Raw genomic sequence first — 18154 nt, forward strand, 5'->3', positions numbered from 1 at the left:
CGAGCCCTTGATGATCGGAATGTCGTCGCCCGGGAAGTCGTAGGACGACAGAAGCTCACGGATTTCCATTTCGACGAGCTCAAGGAGCTCTTCGTCATCGACCTGGTCAACTTTGTTCATGAAGACAACAAGTGCCGGGACACCAACCTGACGCGCAAGCAGGATGTGCTCACGGGTCTGGGGCATCGGGCCGTCTGCTGCCGACACAACAAGAATACCACCATCCATCTGAGCCGCACCGGTGATCATGTTTTTCACATAATCGGCGTGGCCCGGGCAATCGACGTGGGCATAGTGACGGTTTGCAGTTTCATATTCGACGTGCGCGGTCGAGATCGTGATACCACGAGCTTTCTCTTCCGGTGCTTTGTCGATCATGCTGTAATCCTGGAACGATGCGCCGCCGCTCTCTGCGAGAACTTTGGTGATCGCTGCGGTCAGCGTGGTTTTGCCGTGGTCAACGTGGCCGATGGTGCCGATGTTGACGTGCGGTTTTGTGCGCGCAAATTTTTCCTTGGCCATAGCCCTCAGATCCTATATCCGAACCAAAAAACAAGTAAAACCCACCGCACGAGCCGACGGGTACATTCTAAAATTGGAGCGGGTGAAGGGAATCGAACCCTCGTCGTAAGCTTGGAAGGCTTCTGCTCTACCATTGAGCTACACCCGCATATTTCTAGTGCGAGCCCTCGCGAGGGCGAGAGTTATGGTGGAGGGGGCAGGATTCGAACCTGCGTAGACTAAGTCGGCGGAGTTACAGTCCGCTGCATTTGACCGCTCTGCCACCCCTCCATCAGGGTCGTAACGCCGTCCGGGTTCCCCCGGCCTCGTTGCGGCGAGGGAGGGAATACGGCGGAGGCCCCTGTGTTGTCAACAGCAAAAAAAACACGAAATCGTATTTCCTTTCCTATATGTTCCCCAAGCTTTGCTCCTTGAGCGAAACAAAGTGCATTCAGTTCCTTACGGCCCGGAGGTTTCCGCCATTATGTCGCGACGCAACAAACCACGTTCAGGAAATCGTCATCAAGATGACGTCGGGCAGGATAACCTCCCGCAAAACGACGAAAACCGTGAAGGCAATTCGCGTCGCGGACGAAAACGCGGCCGCGATAGCGCCCCATCAGGCGGAAATTCGCGCCTGATTCTCTTTGGGCGTCATCCGGTTATGATGGCAATTGCCAATCCGCAGCGCACGATTCACAAAATCTGGGCCACTGAAACGGTCCGCGATGAAATTAATACCGCGCTTGCTGATGCCGAACGCACCGACATCCCAGTAGATTCGGCCGGTCGCACTGATCTTGATGAAATGATGCCACCGGGCACCGTTCATCAGGGCATGGCCATGCATTGTGCCCCCCTGCCCCAGTTGTCGATCGAAGAATTCATCGCCGACCACCGGGATTCGGAACAATGCACCGTCATTGTGCTTGATCAGGTCACCGATCCCCACAACGTCGGTGCGATCCTGCGCAGTGCGGCGGCCTTTGGCGCATCGGCCGTCATTGTCCCCGACCGTCATGCTCCGCTTGAAACCGGTGTCTTGGCCAAATCGGCCAGTGGTGCGCTTGAAACCATTCCCTACATTCATGCGGGCAACCTCAATCAGACGATTGATAAGCTTAAAAATGCGCATTTCTGGCTGGCCGGGATGGATGGTTATGCCGAAAAGACACTTGCCGAGGCCGACCTCAAAGGCCGGGTGGGAATCGTCATGGGGTCCGAAGGCGAAGGCCTGCGTCGCCTGACCCGCGAGAATTGCGATTTTCTGGTCAAACTTCCGATGTCTGACCGCATCGAAAGCCTCAATGTGTCAAATGCGGCTGCGGTTGCGCTCTACGAGCTTTACCGCAAGTAGGAATGATGCGAATCTAAGGGGTGAATCAAAGATGCAAAATTCTGCTAATCACCCTCTTGCATTCAGGAACGGTCCGGACTATGTTTCGCGCCGCCTGAGCCGGCATAGCTTTAATTGGTAGAGCAGCGGATTTGTAATTCGAAGGTTGGGAGTTCGAGTCTCTCTGCCGGCACCACTAAAAAAGAAAACCCCGCACGCCTTTTTGGCTGCGGGGTTTTCTTTTATAAACTTCAGCCTGCCCGACAACAAATGACACTGCTATGCCGAACTCAATGTGTTTGGTGGACTGCATTTTCCAATTTCAAAATGAAAATACCAAAAAAGTATGATAAAGTCATACGATTGACGATTGGAGTCACATTATGGGCACGAACAATACGATTGAACGCATGACCGTTACGGTAACGCAGGAAATGGCGCATACGATGCGCTCTGCAATGCGTGAGGGCGGTTACGCTTCGAGCAGCGAAATCATCCGAGAAGCCCTGCGCGATTGGCAGCATAAACGCAAACTCAAACAGAGCGAGCTTGATGCCCTGCGTGCAGATATCGCCGTTGGAGACCAAGACATCGCAGAAGATCGCGTGAACAGCTTTAATGCTGAAACGATCCTCCAGAGAGGACAGGAAAAATTAAACGTCCGCTCCCGCTCTTAATTACCGAGACGGCTCAGAACGATCTTGCCGATATCTGGGCGTTTATCGCCGAGGACAATCATGATGCGGCAACCCGCCTGATCCATGAGATCGGCGAACGATTTGATCCCCTTTGTCAGAATCCGGAAATGGGCCCCAAACGCGACGAACTGTCGCCTGGCCTTCGCGTTTGCATCCATAGAAATTACGCCATCTACTACCGCATAATACCATCCGGGTTGGTCATTTTGCGTGTGCTGCATGGTGCGCGCGATACCACGTCACAGTTTGATCCGAAATAGGCGCGCCAATCTGTACGTCACCTAACGAAAATGGATTTGTATCGGTATAAACATAACAGTCCCGCAAGATCGCGAAACCTTGCGGGACTGTTATCTAGAAAAGGCACTACTTAGCTATCCCGGCGCGAAGACGCATAACGCTCCGATTCCGCGTAATAGTCATCAAACCCGATCCGCTGACGCAAATCAGGCCATGCCATCAGCTTGTCATCACGCGGGACGCCCTGTCTCATGGTTTGCAGGGTTTCGACCATCGCCTTCATGGCTGCTGCCATCAGCGACAATGGATAGGCGGCAATCTGATATCCGATTTCCTTGAGTTCCTCAGGCGATAAATCCGGCGTTTCCCCGCCCTCGACGATGTTGGCCATCTTGGGGCCGGACAGTTCGGCACAGACGGTGCGCATTTCCACGACCGATTTGGGTGCTTCGACAAACAGGATATCGGCCCCAAGTTCCTTGAACTTCGCCGTCCGATCAATCGCCTCAGTCAGGCCGTGCTGATGGCGGGCATCGGTGCGCGCCAGAATCAGGATATCGGCCCCCGCTTCGCGCGCATCCACCGCGGCCTTGATGCGGTCAAACGCCTCATCCCGACCGACAACTTCCTTGCCTTTGGTATGGCCACAACGTTTGGGGGCCAGCTGATCCTCGATCATCACCGCCGCACAGCCCGCCTTGGCAAAGCCTGTCACAGTACGGCGCACATTCATCGCATTGCCGTATCCGGTGTCGCCATCGCCAATCACGGGGATCGACACCGCATCGGTGATGTTGCGCGCCTGATCAAGCACTTCGCCGTAGGACATCAGACCAAGATCAGGTTCCCCGATCCGGACCGCTGACGTGGCAAAGCCTGACATAAACGTCAGACCAAACCCTTCCTGTTCAATCAGCTTGGCCGAAAGCGCGTCAAAACAGCACGGCATGGTAATCAGATCCCCCGTCGCCAGAAGATCACGGAGTTTGTCAGCAGGTGTCACAATTTTGGTCATACGCATCACAGTTTAAACGGAATATACAAGGCAAGATCATGCCAGACGTAAAGGATCGCGGCAGTTAAGAACATCAGCAGCAAGAACGGTAAAACCCCGCGTGCCACCTCGCCCAATCGGGTTTTGGCAACCGACTGAATGACATAAAGGTTCAACCCAACCGGCGGGGTAATCAGCGCACATTCAACCATGATCACCATGTAAACCCCAAACCACACCGGATCAAACCCAAGGGCCAAGGCCGCAGGCAACAAGACCGGCGTCATGATCAGGACCATGGACAGGGCTTCAAACACCAGCCCCATGATCAGTAGCACCACCGACACCACAAGAATAAAGCCAAGCTGGGTATCGATCCCCTGACTGATCATCACAGAGATGTCCTGGGGGATGCGATATAGCGTAATGGCTTTGCCAAACACCTTGGCACCGGCAATGATCAGAATGATGGCGACCGTTGTGGCCATCGAGTCAAAGATCGCCAGTTTCAATTTTTCCCACGTCAGAACCCGCATCGCAGCCGTAATGATCAGTGCGGCGGCAAACCCGATGGCCGCGGCCTCGGTTGGGGTAAAGGCCCCGGAATAAATCCCGCCAATAATCAAAACAGCAAGCAGAACAGACGGCAATGCCTTAAAGGTTGCGCGTTTGCGCTCGGCCCAATCACGTTTGGGCTCGCGTTCCTGTCCACCCAACCGGGCATAGACCATCGAAAAGATGATAAACAGCACCAAAAGCGCAATGCCCGGCCCAATCCCGGCCAAAAACAGCGCAATCACCGATTCTTCGGTGACAAAGCCGTAAATAATCATCGGAATCGATGGCGGGATCAGGATGCCAAGCGTGCCGCCTGCCGCCAGCAAGCCATAGACAAACCGCTTGTTGTAGCCGCGATTGATCATTTCCGGGATGGCAACCGTGCCAATGGTCGCAGCCGTTGCCACCGATGACCCCGAAATCGCGGCAAACACCCCGCAGGACAAGATGGTCGCCACCGCCAAGCCACCGGGCCAATGCCCCACCCATGCACTCACCGCGGCAAAAAGGTCATTACCAACCCCGGCACGCAACAATGTATTGGACATCAATAAAAACAGCGGCACCGCCAACAGGATAAACCCGTCCAGCGTCGATAAAATCGCCTGTGGCGCCATCAAGGGCGAGAACCCGCCAAGGATCAACATGCCAAGCCCAAGCCCACCGAGGGCAAAGGCAACCGGTACACGAATAAGCAACAAGGCGAACATCGCCGCCAAGGTAAAGACGATGGTCATTCGTGTGCCCCTTTCGGAATTTCCTTGCCCCGCAAAAGGCCGACAATTTCAATCACGGCCTGAACGGCCAAAAGCGCAAATCCGATGGCCACAGGAAGCTCGGCAACCCACGACGGCAGGTCAAGCATCGTGCCCGTCGTGCGCCCGCGTTCAAAGCTTTCAAAAAAGATGTCCCAACCCTTGATCGTCACCATGACAGAAAACGCAAGGATCGCCGTCATCGCAATAACTTCGAGCCCGCGCTGAACCAACGGCGGACACAGCCGGGTGATCGCATCGACCGAAATATGGCGACGTGCCGCCAAGGCCCAGGGCATGCCCATCAAGGATCCCCAGATCAGGCAAAGTTGCGAAAGCTCGGCGGCCCAGATTGTGGGGCGAATAAAGAAATACCGGGCAATGACTTCGTAGGTCAGCATGCAGCCCGCTGCAACAAACAGAAGGGCCGCAACCCACGCCAGCAAAAGCATCAATCGATCAAACATCATTTAAATAATGCCGTTCTGCGATGACGGACCACTAGGCCTGCATCACGAGAACGGTTTGCTCCTGATCACGAAAAATACAAAAAATCACCATCGCGCGCGGTACCCGGGCAAAGCAGAACGGCGGCGTGGCCCCCACGCGATGATGACATTAAGATCATAGAACCCCATCCGGTCAGAAAACCGACCGGATGGGGTTCTGAATGTATCGAGGCGTTCCGAAAACAGTTCCTAGAATTTTTCAGCAGCGTCAAAGACCTGCTTGCCAAGATCACCGGCATCTTCAAGGAAGGCATCATATACCGGCTGGGAAACCGCGCGCCATTTGGCAAGTTCCGCATCAGTCGGACGATAAACCGTCATACCGGCTTCTTCGGCCGCACTGTAAGCAGCGGCTTCGATGTCGCTCATACGGTCGCGAACATCTGCCTCGGCATTCATCGCTGCGGTATTGATGATGTCACGCTGTTCATCGCTAAGCCCATTCCAGAAATCGGTATTGACCACAACAATGAACTCGATATCGGCATGGTTGGTCACGGTAATATTATCCATGACTTCCCAAAGCTGACGGGATTTAACGCCTGAAACACCCGTCATTCCAACATCAACCGTGCCACGTTGATAGGCAATATACTGCTCGGAGCCCGAAACAAGTGTCGGCGCACCGCCCGCAGACGTTACAAAATCACCAAGGGTTTTGCCAAAGACACGGACTTTCTTGCCTTCAAGGTCTTCCGGACCATGCAGCGGCTCATCCTTAGACAGCATGATCGCCCCGCCGTACGCCTGCCACCACAAAACGGTCGCACCGGTATCGGCAATTGCCTCATCAAGCGGACCGCGCACCGGCGATCCTTTGGCAACGGCCTTACGGACCTTTTCCTCAGAATCAAACACAAACGGCTGATAGAAAATATCAACTGCAGGAACATCACCGACATAACGGGTCAGGGACGCAACGCCCATTTCAATCGCACCCGAGCCAACAGCAGCGGGGACTTCCTTGTCTTTATAAAGCTGGGCTGAATCGTAAATCTGAACTTCGATGTCGCCGTTTGATTTTTCCTCAACCTCTTGCTTGAACATCAAAAGGTTCTGGCCAAGGTGGCTTTTCATCGGCAACTGCAAGGAGATGCGCAAGGTCAGGTCAGCGGCCTGAACCGCACCGGCAAAACCAACAGACGCAATCAGCGCCGCGGCAAGGGCAAATTTCTTCATGATGGACGTCCTCCAAGTACTTTTATTTTAATTCTATCGTCTCAAAGGAAAAGATGCGCCCATTTCGCAATAGGGTTCAACATGTTTTACCACGTTAAGGACATCCCCCAACAAACCCTTAGTGCGCCGCACAAGGATTTGAACTCGCATGACAAAACGAAATTGTAGCCAAACCCGCCTCACATCGCCGCAGCGCAGCACGACAATTGTCACTCACATGCCGGTCTGGATGGCAAATACTGGCATGCAAGAACGCCCGTTCTGAATACACCTTTCAGGAATCGCGTGATAAGGCGCTGCGAAACCAAGGGGCTACATTCAAACCCGCTTAAACATAACCGTGGTTGCACTAAGGTGATCTGAAAAAGGATCACGGGCATAATCGGGGATCACCCCTGCGCACTGAAACCCAAGTGACAGATACAAAGTTTCCGCACTGTCACCCGTACGGGTATCAAGGGTCAGTAATGATCGCCCCATGACCTGCGCGCAGTCCTGGGCCGCCATCATCAACAACCGGGCAATTCCGCGCCGACGGCAATCGGGTCGCACCATCAATTTACTGATGTCACCGCGATGGCGCTGATTTGGCATAGCATCAATATCAAGCTGCACGGTCCCCACCACACGCCCCTGATCCATTGCGGCAAACAATATCCGCTTCCCGCCACGAAGGGCCGGAACAATCCGGTCACGCCAAAATGCAATCGCCTCCTCGACCGGGAACGGGTCGATAAAGCCGATACTCGCCCCGTCATGGACACAGGCATGGAGCATCTCGCCAAACGGGTCCAGCCGCGCGGTCAGGCCGTCGGCGTCAAGGTTGATTATCGTGGGGGCAGGTAAGGATGGGTTCATGATGGATTCTTTTCTGTGATCTAGGGTCAGAGCCTAGTCGATAATGAACAGGTGATAGCGCGCACCCGCGTTTTTCGGGGTTTGAAACACATTGCCACCGCGCAACTGATACCGCAGGCAATCCCCCTGCCCCAGATGGTGAGTTGTGCCATCAATCTGCATGGTCAGGTGCCCATCAAGCATCACCAGATGATGTTCCAACCCGTCGCGCGGCGATCCGCCATATTCAATGCGTTGCCCCGGATCGATTTCAACTTCGATCACCTCGCCCGAAAGCAGTCGGGAGGTCGGCGACACCAGTCGGCGGCGATATCCGGTTTCCGGATCGGTCCAGACTTCTTGCGATGCATGGGTAACCAGCGGGATGAAATCATCCTCGACCATCTGCATCAGACGCGACAATGTCATGCCATATGCCACACACAGTTTGCCCAGCACACTGGCCGTCGGGCTGACATCGCCATTTTCAATCCGTGACAAGCTGGCACGGCTGACCGCACTGCGCTTTGCCAAGTCATCAAGCGACCACCCACGATCAGACCGCAACGCCGCCAATCTTTCGGCCAGTCTTGTTTCAATTTCGTCCATATCGCCCCTCGAATCTCTTTAATGGGATATTTTTCCATTTTCGAGAAATCGTCAAGATAGAAAAACCGGCCATCACGGATGAGACCGGTTTGAATAGCCAATTCGAATAGATCGTCCCTGACAAATGTCGATCAAACGCCCGTCGGGTTATTTGCCACTTTCAAGATCAAACCCACCGCGGGTCCAGCTTTGAATGCCGCCCTTAAGGTTGATCACCTTGCAATCGACGTGCGGCAACACCGCATTGGCCGCGCCAAAGGATCGTTGCCCCACCGCACAGACAAACACAAGATCGGTGTCGTTTTCATCGGTCAGATCAATCAGGGCCGGGATATCAAAATTCGATGTTGGAATATTGATCGCAGTTTCGATGTGACCGGTGGCGAATTCGTCGGCTTCGCGGACATCAATCACCGTGACCGTTTCCTGCCCGATCAACTGATCAAGTTCATGGGGCTCGACAAATTCAACACTACCTTCGGTCATTCCGGCTTCCTTAATTCTTGCGCGTGCCCGGCGGTTAAAGCCGACTGCCTGTGATACCGTCTCGGGCCAACTTTGCGCAAATGCAAAATTTTTATCCCCGCACGACTTTCCTCGACACCACAGGGCAACCGCCAAACCGGCTCACTCACACGTGATCGGATAGGCGGAAATTCCGTCGATAATACTTATGTCTTGCCTTGCGGATGGATACGCAACTTCCCACGTTTGAAGAGTAGGCTTTTGCACCGATGAAAATCGGGGGCGGAAATCAGGGTCGCACGACGGATGACCGCCAAAACATTTCTAAAGTCGACTAATCGGCCGCTGCAACAGGGCCAAATATCGCAACCATTGGCTGCAAATACAGATACCCGCGATGGAAATACTGTAAAACTTCAATTCTTGTTAAGTCCCGGCGAATTCCGCCATTCATTAACCAGAACGTCAATATTTTCTTTTAATATATTTACGGTCCGACAAACTCATCAAGACGAGCTTTGCCGACGTACATAGACTAAGGCGGCCCAAAACGGGCCTGCCGCACCGCAAAAAAAATTCAGGAACGACAGGAAACGCACATTCTGACACGCATGAGATAACGTTTGAAAGGAGACCGCGCCATGGCTGAAGGCAAGGATATCTTCGAGCTGTATGCGGAAGGCTATGACGGAAAACAAGAAACCGAACTAACCATTCGCGATTACCTCAATTTATGTCGTGAAGACCCAACGGCTTATGCGTCCGCCGCAGAACGCATGATTACCGCCATCGGTGAACCCGAACTGATCGATACATCGACAGATCCCCGACTGGCCCGCGTCTTCCTCAACCGCACCATCAAACGGTATCCGGCCTTTGTCGATTTTTACGGCATGGAAGAAACCATCGAACGGATCGTTGGCTTCTTTAAATATGCCGCACAGGGTCTGGAAGAACGCAAACAGGTTCTCTATCTTCTGGGGCCCGTAGGCGGGGGCAAAAGCTCCCTTGCTGAACGGCTCAAGGAACTGATGGAGCAGGAACCAATTTATGTTCTCAAGGCCGGCGATGACATCAGCCCGGTTTTCGAAAGCCCGCTTGGCCTGTTTAATCCGGCCAAAATGGGCGACGCCATTCAAGACAAATACGGCATTCCCAAACGCCGCCTCACCGGCTTGATGTCGCCATGGGCGGTCAAACGCCTTGACGAGTTCGAAGGCGATCTAAGTAAATTCTCGGTTGTTAAGCTGATCCCGTCGCGCCTGCGCCAGATCGGCATTGCCAAAACCGAACCCGGCGATGAAAACAATCAGGATATCTCGTCGCTTGTCGGTAAGGTCGATATCCGCAAACTTGAATATTACAGCCAGAACGACCCGGATGCGTATAGCTATTCCGGCGGGCTGAACCGGGCCAACCAGGGGCTTCTTGAATTTGTCGAAATGTTCAAGGCCCCGATCAAGATGCTCCATCCGTTGCTGACGGCAACGCAGGAAAGCAACTATATCGGCACCGAAAACTTGGGCGCCATCCCGTTTCAGGGCTTGATTCTTGCCCATTCGAACGAGTCAGAATGGCAAACGTTTAAGGCCAACAAAAACAACGAAGCCTTCATTGACCGCATCAGTGTGATCAAGGTGCCCTATTGCCTGCGTGTTACCGAAGAAACCCAGATTTACGACAAGCTTCTTGAAGGATCGGAGCTTGAACAGGGCGCCTGTGCACCCGGCACACTCAAAATGCTGGCACAATTCTCGGTGTTGTCGCGCCTGCATGAACATGAAAACTCCAACCTGTATTCCAAAATGCGGGTCTATGACGGCGAAACGCTCAAAGACGTCGATCCCAAGGCCAAATCCATGCAAGAATACCGCGATACCGCCGGTGTTGACGAAGGCATGGACGGTATTTCAACCCGCTTTGCGTTTAAGGTGCTTTCAGAAACCTTCAACCATGACACCAACGAAGTTGCCGCCGACCCAGTACATCTGATGTATGTGCTCGAACAGGCAATCCGGCGCGAACAATACCCCGAAGAACGCGAAAAGGACTATATGGACTTTATCAAGTCCGAACTGGCCCCGCGTTATGCCGAGTTTATCGGGGCGGAAATCCAGAAAGCCTATCTCGAAAGCTATTCCGATTACGGGCAGAACCTGTTTGATCGTTATGTGTCGTATGCCGATGCATGGATCGAAGATCAGGACTTCAAAGACCCCGATACCGGGCAGCTTCTTGATCGCAAGATCATTGATCAGGAACTGTCCAAGATCGAGAAACCGGCTGGCATCGCCAATCCAAAGGACTTCCGCAACGAGGTCGTCAAGTTTGCCCTGCGCACACGCGCGAATAACAAGGGCAAAAACCCGGCCTGGACGTCCTATGAAAAACTGCGCGAAGTGATCGAAAAACGCATGTTCAGTCAGGTCGAAGACCTGCTGCCGGTGATTTCTTTCGGCTCGAAACAAGACAGCGAAACCGAAAAGAAACACAACGAGTTCGTCAAACGCATGATTGATCGATCCTATACCGAACGTCAGACCCGCCGTCTGGTCGAATGGTACATGCGTGTCAATAAGGCCGGTTAAGCCAAAACGTGGCTTACCGACCGCACCGGACGGTTTTCCCCTTGTCCGTCCGGTGCCCTTCTTCCGACCACCATGGATGCAGTCTGTTTGCTGTTTCCTGTGTGTGCCTTAAGCGGGCACCCCCCGCACACAACGCACATGACCCCGTGCAAGGATGTGACCGCCCATGCTTTACATCGTCGACCGCCGTAAAAATCCCACTGGCAAAAGCCTTGGCAACCGGCAACGCTTCATGCGCCGTGCAAAAGCCCAAATCAAAAAGGCCGTCGAAGAGTCCATTCGCACCCGTGGCATTACCGATATCAACAACGGCGATCAGGTGATCATTCCGGGCAAAACGCTCAAAGAACCGGGATTTCATCATGCACGCCGAGGCGGCAACCGTGATTACGTTCTGCCGGGCAACAAGAAATTTGTTCAGGGCGACCGCGTCGCACGCCCCAACGAAGACGGTGGCGGTGCCGGTGGATCAAAGGCAAGCCCGGACGGGGATGGCGAGGATGAATTTCAATTCACCCTGACCCGTGACGAGTTTCTCGATATCTTCTTTGAAGACCTCGAACTGCCCGACCTTTTGAAAAAAAGCCTCAAACAAACCACGGCATTTCGAAATGCGCGCGCCGGTTTTTCCGTACAGGGCACCCCGGCCAATCTCAGTTTGGTGCGCACCATGCGCAATTCACTGGCCCGGCGCATTGGCTTGCGCCGCCCCAAAACCGCTGAAATCCGCGACCTCGAAGACCAAATCACCGCCCTTCAGGAAAAGGCCAATAAACGCCCGTCGGGCAAATTGACCAAACCTGATGATGAAAAGCTCCATGCCCTTTTGGCCGATCTTGAAAACGCCAAACGTCGCATGAAGTCGATCCCCTTCATTGATCCGATTGACACCCGCTATAACCAGTTTCAACAAATCCCAGATCCCAATACGCAGGCGGTGATGTTCTGTCTGATGGATGTGTCGGGATCGATGTCCGAACAGATGAAGGAACTGGGCAAACGGTTTTTCATGCTGCTGCATCTGTTTTTGCATCGCCGTTATGAACATGTCGATGTGGTGTTTATCCGCCATACATCGCGCGCATCCGAGGTGGATGAGGAAACCTTTTTCTATTCGCGTGAAACCGGTGGCACGATTGTCTCCACCGCGCTGGAAGAAATGAAAAAGGTACTCAAAGACCGCTATCCCACCGATCAGTGGAACATCTATGCCGCGCAAGCCTCCGATGGCGACAACTATTCAAATGACGGCGCAAAATGCACCGCCCTTCTGGCCGAGGACCTCCTGCCCAAATGCCAGTATTACGCCTATATCGAAATCACTGACGAGCGAGAGGCCGAAATTTTCGCCGCCGCCGAGGGGGAAACCGCCCTTTGGAAGTCCTATGCCCCGCTTGCGGCCGTCAATCCCCGGTTTTCGCTTAAACGGGTGACCAAGGCTGCGGATATCTTTCCGGTATTTCGCGAACTCTTTGCCAAAAACCGCGCTGAGGCCAAGACATGAGCACATCATCGCACAGCAAAAACACCTCCACCCCCAAAACGACCGAACCGGCCAGCAAGCTTTTGTTCAACGGGGCGGATTGGGATTTTGATACGCTCAAAAACACCTATGACGCGATTGAAGACATCGCCCTGAATGAGCTGAAACTTGATGTCTATGCCAATCAGGTCGAAGTCATCACATCTGAACAGATGCTTGATGCCTATTCCTCCATTGGCATGCCGCTCATGTATCACCACTGGTCGTTTGGCAAACGCTTCGTGCGCGATGATGTGATGTACCGCAAAGGCTATCAGGGGCTGGCCTATGAAATCGTGATCAATTCCAACCCGTGCATTTCCTATGTCATGGAGGAAAACACCATTGTCATGCAGGCACTGGTGATGGCCCATGCCGCCTTTGGTCATAATCACTTTTTCAAAAACAACTATCTGTTCAAACAATGGACGGATGCCGACGGCATTCTCGATTACCTGCAATTTGCCAAACGCTATATCGCCAAATGCGAGGATCGCTATGGCTTTGACGCGGTTGAACGGGTTCTCGATGCCGCCCACGCCCTGATGGAACAGGGGGTTAACCGTTATTCCCATCCGGAAAAACCCAATCTGGCGGTTGAGCTTGAACGCGAACGCGAACGCGCGAAATACGAAGACGAAACCTATAACGATCTATGGCGCACCCTGCCCCAGACCGACACCGACGATCAGGACGTGGACGAGATCCAGCGCAAAATGCGGATCGAAGAACGCCGGGCCCAATTTGGCCTGCCCGAAGAAAACCTGTTGTACTTCCTGGAAAAAAACACGCCTGCCATGCAGTTGTGGGAACGTGAAATCCTGCGCATCGTGCGCAATATCGGGCAATATTTCTATCCGCAAAAACAGACCAAAGTGATGAACGAAGGCTGTGCTTGCTATGTGCATTATTCCATCATGAACAGCCTCTATGACAAGGGTCTGGTGTCCGAAGGGGCGATGATGGAATTCATCGATTCCCATTCACGGGTTGTTTTTCAGGCCGAATTTGATGACCAACGCTATTCGGGGTTCAACCCCTATGCACTGGGTTTTGCCATGATGCAGGACATCCACCGCATGTGCGTTGATCCCACCGACGAAGACCGCAAATGGTTCCCCGATATCGCGGGCAATAATGAACCGGTCGAAACACTCAAAGACGCCTGGGCCAATTACCGCGATGAAAGCTTCATCTTGCAGTTCTTGTCGCCCAAAGTGATGCGCGACATGCGCATGTTCATGATCGACGATCAAAGCGCATCCCCCCATCTTGAAGTCGCGGCCATCCACGATGATAACGGCTATCGCCGGGTGCGTCGGTCACTGGCACGCATGCATGACGTCTCAGTGCGTGAACCCGACATGCAAATCGTCGATGTTGATATTCGCGGCAACCGCCAACTGTATGTCCAGCACACCGAACATGAAGGCATCCGCCTTGAAAAGGCCGAAGCCGAAATGACGCTGGGCTATATCGGGCAACTTTGGGGATATGGCGTCACGCTTCAGGCCATCGATTACAAAACCGGCGAAATCCTGCATGAAACAAACTACACACCCGATGACCTGAGTGCTGCCTGATCGCCCACCCTGTCCAAGGTGATCGGCTTAAAGCCCATTGCATTTAAGCAACCCAAATCGCGATAACCAACGCGGTCTTGTATTTTCTTGCAAGACTGCGGCGCGCCCGGACGCCATTCTCACGTCCGGGACCGCAATGACCCACATTGCGCAAATCACCATCTCAAGATTTACATAAATCAACTTATTCACTCATTGCGCGTTCCATTTGTGATCGTCACGCGCTTAGTTAGCAGTGAGTTGCCCATTTCAATCCAGATAAACCATTTTAACGACATTAAGAATTAAAATCAGTTGCATCATGTCTTTGAGAATGCTTATTAATTTCGAACAGTAATCGCCCCCAAAATTTTGAACCCGCGTACCGGCTTGAAAGGTCGTTTGATGGCATCTCGCCTGATCGCCCGCATGACGCATGCCTTGATACTGCTGTTCGTCGTTTCTGTCGTCGGCTTTGCCTTGCTGCGTTTAATGCCCGGCGATTTTGCCGAAATCTTGCTGATGGCGCAGATGGATGGCACCCTGCCCGACGCATCGCAAGTCCAGCAGTTCGCCGCAAGCAACGGCCTTGATGATCCCCTGCTCCAGCAATATGCCCGATGGCTTTTTGCGTTACTGCAGGGCGATCTTGGCAAATCCTTCATCACCGATGAACCGATCATAAATGATATCGCCCTGCGTCTGGGTCAGTCATTGATACTCGCGGTCCTATCACTCGCCACCGCCCTTGCGATTGCGGTTCCGCTGGGTGTGCTCTGTGCGCGCTACCCCGGAAGCAAGATCGACCGCATCGCCGGCATGATCAGCGTCATTGGCATGTCGATCCCCAATTTCTGGTACGCGCTGTTACTCGCATTGCTGTTTTCGCTTGTCCTTGGCTGGTTGCCAACCGGCGGGCATGGCACGTGGGCGCATGCGGTTTTACCAACCCTTGTGATTGCGACCTCGGTTGCCGGTGTTTTGTCGCGTTATGTGCGGGGAAGTCTGCTTGAAGAACTGTCAAAACCCTATATTCGCACCGCCAAGGCCAAAGGTGCCAGCCGGTTACGTACTGTTTTGCGCCACGCGATCCCGAACATTGCGCCCGGTCTTCTGACGTTTTCGGGCATGCAGTTCGCGCGGATTTTTGATGGCATGATCATTGTCGAAACCCTGTTTGCCTGGCCGGGCATCGGGCGATTTTTGGTGGAATCGCTTTTGAACCGCGACTACCCCGCCATTCAGGCCTGCTTCCTGCTTGTCGCCGCGTCCTACATTCTGGTCAATCTGGCAGTTGATATTGCCATTGCCCTGTACGATCCGCGCACCCGGGAAATCGTGTAATGCAAAAAATGTCCTTTACCCGTGGCAAGCTGTTGGGCACCTCCCATCATTGGCGGGGCTATGCCACCTTCATGATCGCGGTCATCCTTGCGGTTCTGATCCTGCCATTTTTTGCCCCGCATGATCCCCACACGGTGCAATTCCTGTATCGGTTAAAGCCGCCCAGTTTTGACTATCCGCTTGGTACCGACGCCATGGGTCGCTGTGTTTTGTCACGCTTGCTTTATGGCGCGCGCCTGACCACCGCATCGGCGATGGCCGTGGTTGTCTGTGCATCCCTGATCGGCAGCCTGATCGGTGCGATTGCCGGTATGGTTGGCGGCGTTCTGGATCGCGCGATGATGCGGTTTTGCGAAGGCATGTCGGTTTTCCCGGCTCTTGCCGTTTGTATGATTATTGCCGGGACGCTCGGATTGGGGCTCAAGGCGGTCATCATCGCCCTGATGTGTGTGCATTGGACCGATTACGCACGTGTTGTGCGCAATGCGGTGATCGTCGAACGATCCAAACCCTATGTCATGGCTGCCGTTGCTCTTGGCGCTCGTCGCCACCGCATCGCCGTCCGCCATATTCTTCCAAACATCATCGGGCCGCTTTTGACCTTAAGCGCCTATTCCATGTCATGGGCCATTCTGGCGTTCGCCGGGCTGAGCTTCCTTGGGCTCGGGGTTGAGCCGGGCACACCGGAATGGGGTTTGATGATTGCCGAATCTCGCAATTACTTGCGTGACTATCCGCGTCTGGTGCTTGCACCGGGCCTGACCATCGCGGCCTTCGTCGTGGCGGTCAATCTGCTCGGAGACATGTTGGGAGACCGTTTCCGGGTGCGTCAGATCAACTACCTTCATTAAATAGAGACAGTAAGATGATCAAAAGAACACTTCTTGGGGTTGCCATTGCAGCACTTGCACTGGGCACTTTTGGCACCACATCGCAAGATGCCAAGGCATCAGACGACAAAACCCTTATCATTGGCACCATGTGGGAATCACAACCTCTGGCGATGAAGCCGCGCCGCTCAAGGTTTTTCAATGAAAGCGAAATCCTCGATACGCTGGTAAAGCTTGATTACGACCTGAAACCAATCCCGGGGCTGGCAACGTCGTGGGAACGGGTTTCACCGACAGTCTGGCGCTTTAACCTGCGCGAAAATGTTGTTTTCCATGACGGCACCAAACTTGATGCCGAGGCGGTCAAATTCTCGCTCGAACGGGTGGTCGCATTGCTGCCCTATGCGGCCGATCTTTTGAACATCAAGTCCATGACCGCCGTATCGCCGCTGGTTCTGGAAATTGAAAACACCGAACCCTATGCCGCCCTGCCCAACCAGCTGACCGATGCGATCACCGTAGTTTACGCCAAATCGTCGTTTGATGAGGCCGGTGAATTCGTCAAACCAGTCGGCACCGGCCCGTGGAAATTCGAAGAATACCGCAAACAGGACAGAACGATTGTCACGCGCTTTGACGGCTATTGGGGTGAAAAACCGGCCCTTGAGAAGATCGTCTATCGTTATATCCCCGATCACAATTCACGAACATTGGCGCTTGAAGCAGGCGAAATTGATTTCGTCACCAACATGCTGCCATCCGATGTCAAACGTCTGTCCAAGGACGCGGATTTCAAGGTTTACGAACAACCAACATCCGGCCTGTATTACGGCGCATTCAATGCCGGTGACAAAAGCCCGCTTTCCGATGTGCGCATCCGCCGTGCGGTCAACGCGCTGGTGGACCGTAACCTGATTGTCGAAGGTGCCCTTGATGGCATCGGCGAACCGGCATGGGAATTCTTTGCACCCGAATTTGACTGGGCCCCGCAGGCCGACAGCAAATACAGCCTCAACCCGGAACGGGCCGCCTCGCTTTTAACCGATGCCGGATATGAAAAAACCGATGGCAAATGGACCAAGGATGGCGAACAGCTGACCCTGCGAATCCTCAGCTATACCTCGCGCACCGAAATGCCAATGATCACCGAAGCAATGGCTGCCCTTTTGAACCAGCAAGGCATTGCCACCGATGTTCAGATGTATACGTGGGGCGGGATGCTTGATCTGGTCAAACGCGGTGAATATGACATTTCCGTCGTGTTCTGGACCCCGGAAATGACCGGTCACCCGGACCTGCACCTGAAATCACAATTCCATTCCAAAGCAGGCTTGAATTATCAATTCTGGGAAAACACCGAATTTGACGCCGCTGTTGATATGGGCCGCACCCTTGACGCAGGCGCAGAGAAGGATGCGACCTATAAAAAGGCGATGAACATCCTGCATGATGATGCCCCAATTATTCCGCTGGTGCACAAGGTGTTTGTCGTGGCCTCGACCAAGGATGTTAAGGGCTATCGCATTCATCCGTCCGGCTTCTTCTTCGATTTCAAAAACGTTTCGAAGTAATCTGCACTGTTCCACCTCCGGCAACCGCCGGGGGTGGTTTTCGTCTTTCCCGCAAC

17 protein-coding genes and 3 tRNA genes are annotated in these 18154 nt (G+C 53.6%); 10 read left to right on the top strand and 10 right to left on the bottom strand.

The annotated features are described in order from the left end of the window. The 3 genes from K355_RS0115865 to K355_RS0115875 form a co-directional block, all read right to left on the bottom strand. Window positions 1–522 (bottom strand): GTP-binding protein (locus K355_RS0115865; protein ID WP_022733139.1); only part of this gene is annotated, 522 nt, incomplete at its 3' end. Window positions 523–596: 74 nt separating this feature from the next. Beyond that, a tRNA-Gly gene (locus K355_RS0115870) sits at window positions 597–670 on the bottom strand. Between the two features lie 37 nt (window positions 671–707). Then, window positions 708–792 (bottom strand) — tRNA-Tyr (locus tag K355_RS0115875). A 193-nt stretch (window positions 793–985) separates the two neighbouring features. Here K355_RS0115875 and rlmB point away from each other — a divergent pair. From rlmB to K355_RS26305, 4 genes are all read left to right on the top strand, one after another. After that, the gene (gene rlmB / locus K355_RS0115880; RefSeq protein WP_022733140.1) at window positions 986–1858 is read left to right on the top strand and encodes a 23S rRNA (guanosine(2251)-2'-O)-methyltransferase RlmB; all 873 of its coding nucleotides are present in this window, start codon (window positions 986–988) and stop codon (window positions 1856–1858) included. Window positions 1859–1956: 98 nt separating this feature from the next. Further along, a tRNA-Thr gene (locus K355_RS0115885) sits at window positions 1957–2033 on the top strand. A gap of 187 nt (window positions 2034–2220) precedes the next feature. Then, on the top strand, window positions 2221–2514 hold the full coding sequence (locus K355_RS0115895; RefSeq protein ID WP_022733142.1) for a ribbon-helix-helix domain-containing protein: 294 nt from the start codon (window positions 2221–2223) through the stop codon (window positions 2512–2514). Window positions 2515–2558: 44 nt separating this feature from the next. Next, window positions 2559–2795: a type II toxin-antitoxin system RelE/ParE family toxin gene (locus K355_RS26305; protein ID WP_373964480.1), complete on the top strand. Its 237-nt coding sequence runs from the start codon at window positions 2559–2561 to the stop codon at window positions 2793–2795. Window positions 2796–2905: 110 nt separating this feature from the next. Here K355_RS26305 and K355_RS0115905 read toward each other — a convergent pair whose 3' ends face one another. The 7 genes from K355_RS0115905 to K355_RS0115940 all read right to left on the bottom strand — a co-directional run bounded on the left by K355_RS0115905 (window position 2906) and on the right by K355_RS0115940 (window position 8702). Further along, complete coding sequence (locus K355_RS0115905; protein WP_181850114.1) at window positions 2906–3790, bottom strand: isocitrate lyase/PEP mutase family protein; 885 nt, start codon at window positions 3788–3790, stop codon at window positions 2906–2908. A gap of 5 nt (window positions 3791–3795) precedes the next feature. Next, complete coding sequence (locus K355_RS0115910) at window positions 3796–5064, bottom strand: TRAP transporter large permease (RefSeq protein WP_022733145.1); 1269 nt, start codon at window positions 5062–5064, stop codon at window positions 3796–3798. Beyond that, complete coding sequence (locus K355_RS0115915; protein WP_022733146.1) at window positions 5061–5552, bottom strand: TRAP transporter small permease; 492 nt, start codon at window positions 5550–5552, stop codon at window positions 5061–5063. Before K355_RS0115915 ends, K355_RS0115910 begins: the two co-directional genes overlap by 4 nt. A 228-nt stretch (window positions 5553–5780) precedes the next feature. After that, window positions 5781–6770 (bottom strand): TRAP transporter substrate-binding protein, encoded by a 990-nt coding sequence (locus K355_RS0115925; protein ID WP_022733148.1) that lies wholly within the window; start codon window positions 6768–6770, stop codon window positions 5781–5783. 318 nt (window positions 6771–7088) lie between these two features. Next, window positions 7089–7628 carry a GNAT family N-acetyltransferase gene (locus tag K355_RS0115930; RefSeq protein ID WP_022733149.1) on the bottom strand — a complete coding sequence of 180 codons (540 nt, stop codon included), beginning with the start codon at window positions 7626–7628 and terminating at the stop codon, window positions 7089–7091. A gap of 33 nt (window positions 7629–7661) precedes the next feature. Beyond that, on the bottom strand, window positions 7662–8216 hold the full coding sequence (locus K355_RS0115935; RefSeq protein ID WP_022733150.1) for a helix-turn-helix domain-containing protein: 555 nt from the start codon (window positions 8214–8216) through the stop codon (window positions 7662–7664). Window positions 8217–8363: 147 nt separating this feature from the next. Continuing rightward, complete coding sequence (locus tag K355_RS0115940; RefSeq protein ID WP_022733151.1) at window positions 8364–8702, bottom strand: rhodanese-like domain-containing protein; 339 nt, start codon at window positions 8700–8702, stop codon at window positions 8364–8366. A 620-nt stretch (window positions 8703–9322) separates the two neighbouring features. On the opposite strand from K355_RS0115940, the gene K355_RS0115945 reads away from it, so the two are divergent. From K355_RS0115945 to K355_RS0115970, 6 genes are all read left to right on the top strand, one after another. Next, a complete protein-coding gene (locus K355_RS0115945; protein WP_022733152.1) occupies window positions 9323–11269 on the top strand; it encodes a PrkA family serine protein kinase in 1947 nt (648 codons plus the stop codon). Window positions 11270–11435: 166 nt separating this feature from the next. Continuing rightward, window positions 11436–12773 (top strand): YeaH/YhbH family protein, encoded by a 1338-nt coding sequence (locus tag K355_RS0115950; protein ID WP_022733153.1) that lies wholly within the window; start codon window positions 11436–11438, stop codon window positions 12771–12773. Continuing rightward, the gene (locus tag K355_RS0115955) at window positions 12770–14374 is read left to right on the top strand and encodes a SpoVR family protein (protein WP_022733154.1); all 1605 of its coding nucleotides are present in this window, start codon (window positions 12770–12772) and stop codon (window positions 14372–14374) included. The genes K355_RS0115950 and K355_RS0115955 overlap by 4 nt, the downstream gene beginning before the upstream one ends. A 384-nt stretch (window positions 14375–14758) precedes the next feature. Beyond that, window positions 14759–15697, top strand: coding sequence for an ABC transporter permease (locus K355_RS0115960; protein ID WP_022733155.1), 939 nt, complete (start codon window positions 14759–14761; stop codon window positions 15695–15697). Continuing rightward, window positions 15697–16548, top strand: a complete 852-nt coding sequence (locus tag K355_RS0115965; protein ID WP_022733156.1) for an ABC transporter permease — start codon at window positions 15697–15699, stop codon at window positions 16546–16548. Before K355_RS0115960 ends, K355_RS0115965 begins: the two co-directional genes overlap by 1 nt. 14 nt (window positions 16549–16562) lie before the next feature. Then, complete coding sequence (locus K355_RS0115970; protein ID WP_022733157.1) at window positions 16563–18098, top strand: ABC transporter substrate-binding protein; 1536 nt, start codon at window positions 16563–16565, stop codon at window positions 18096–18098. Window positions 18099–18154 lie beyond the last annotated feature (56 nt).

The sequence above is a fragment of the Thalassospira lucentensis MCCC 1A00383 = DSM 14000 genome (assembly GCF_000421265.1).
GTDB lineage: Bacteria > Pseudomonadota > Alphaproteobacteria > Rhodospirillales > Thalassospiraceae > Thalassospira > Thalassospira lucentensis.

Bases quoted from the DNA above. Each gene is read 5' to 3' on its own strand.
- K355_RS0115930 (WP_022733149.1), bottom strand. From the start codon at position 7,628: ATGAACCCATCCTTACCTGCCCCCACGATAATCAACCTTGACGCCGAC.
- K355_RS0115925 (WP_022733148.1), bottom strand. From the start codon at position 6,770: ATGAAGAAATTTGCCCTTGCCGCGGCGCTGATTGCGTCTGTTGGTTTT.
- K355_RS0115915 (WP_022733146.1), bottom strand. From the start codon at position 5,552: ATGATGTTTGATCGATTGATGCTTTTGCTGGCGTGGGTTGCGGCCCTT.
- K355_RS0115965 (WP_022733156.1), top strand. From the start codon at position 15,697: ATGCAAAAAATGTCCTTTACCCGTGGCAAGCTGTTGGGCACCTCCCAT.
- K355_RS0115955 (WP_022733154.1), top strand. From the start codon at position 12,770: ATGAGCACATCATCGCACAGCAAAAACACCTCCACCCCCAAAACGACC.
- K355_RS0115895 (WP_022733142.1), top strand. From the start codon at position 2,221: ATGGGCACGAACAATACGATTGAACGCATGACCGTTACGGTAACGCAG.
- K355_RS0115905 (WP_181850114.1), bottom strand. From the start codon at position 3,790: ATGACCAAAATTGTGACACCTGCTGACAAACTCCGTGATCTTCTGGCG.
- K355_RS0115950 (WP_022733153.1), top strand. From the start codon at position 11,436: ATGCTTTACATCGTCGACCGCCGTAAAAATCCCACTGGCAAAAGCCTT.
- K355_RS0115910 (WP_022733145.1), bottom strand. From the start codon at position 5,064: ATGACCATCGTCTTTACCTTGGCGGCGATGTTCGCCTTGTTGCTTATT.
- K355_RS0115960 (WP_022733155.1), top strand. From the start codon at position 14,759: ATGGCATCTCGCCTGATCGCCCGCATGACGCATGCCTTGATACTGCTG.
- K355_RS0115940 (WP_022733151.1), bottom strand. From the start codon at position 8,702: ATGACCGAAGGTAGTGTTGAATTTGTCGAGCCCCATGAACTTGATCAG.
- K355_RS0115935 (WP_022733150.1), bottom strand. From the start codon at position 8,216: ATGGACGAAATTGAAACAAGACTGGCCGAAAGATTGGCGGCGTTGCGG.
- K355_RS0115970 (WP_022733157.1), top strand. From the start codon at position 16,563: ATGATCAAAAGAACACTTCTTGGGGTTGCCATTGCAGCACTTGCACTG.
- K355_RS0115945 (WP_022733152.1), top strand. From the start codon at position 9,323: ATGGCTGAAGGCAAGGATATCTTCGAGCTGTATGCGGAAGGCTATGAC.
- rlmB (WP_022733140.1), top strand. From the start codon at position 986: ATGTCGCGACGCAACAAACCACGTTCAGGAAATCGTCATCAAGATGAC.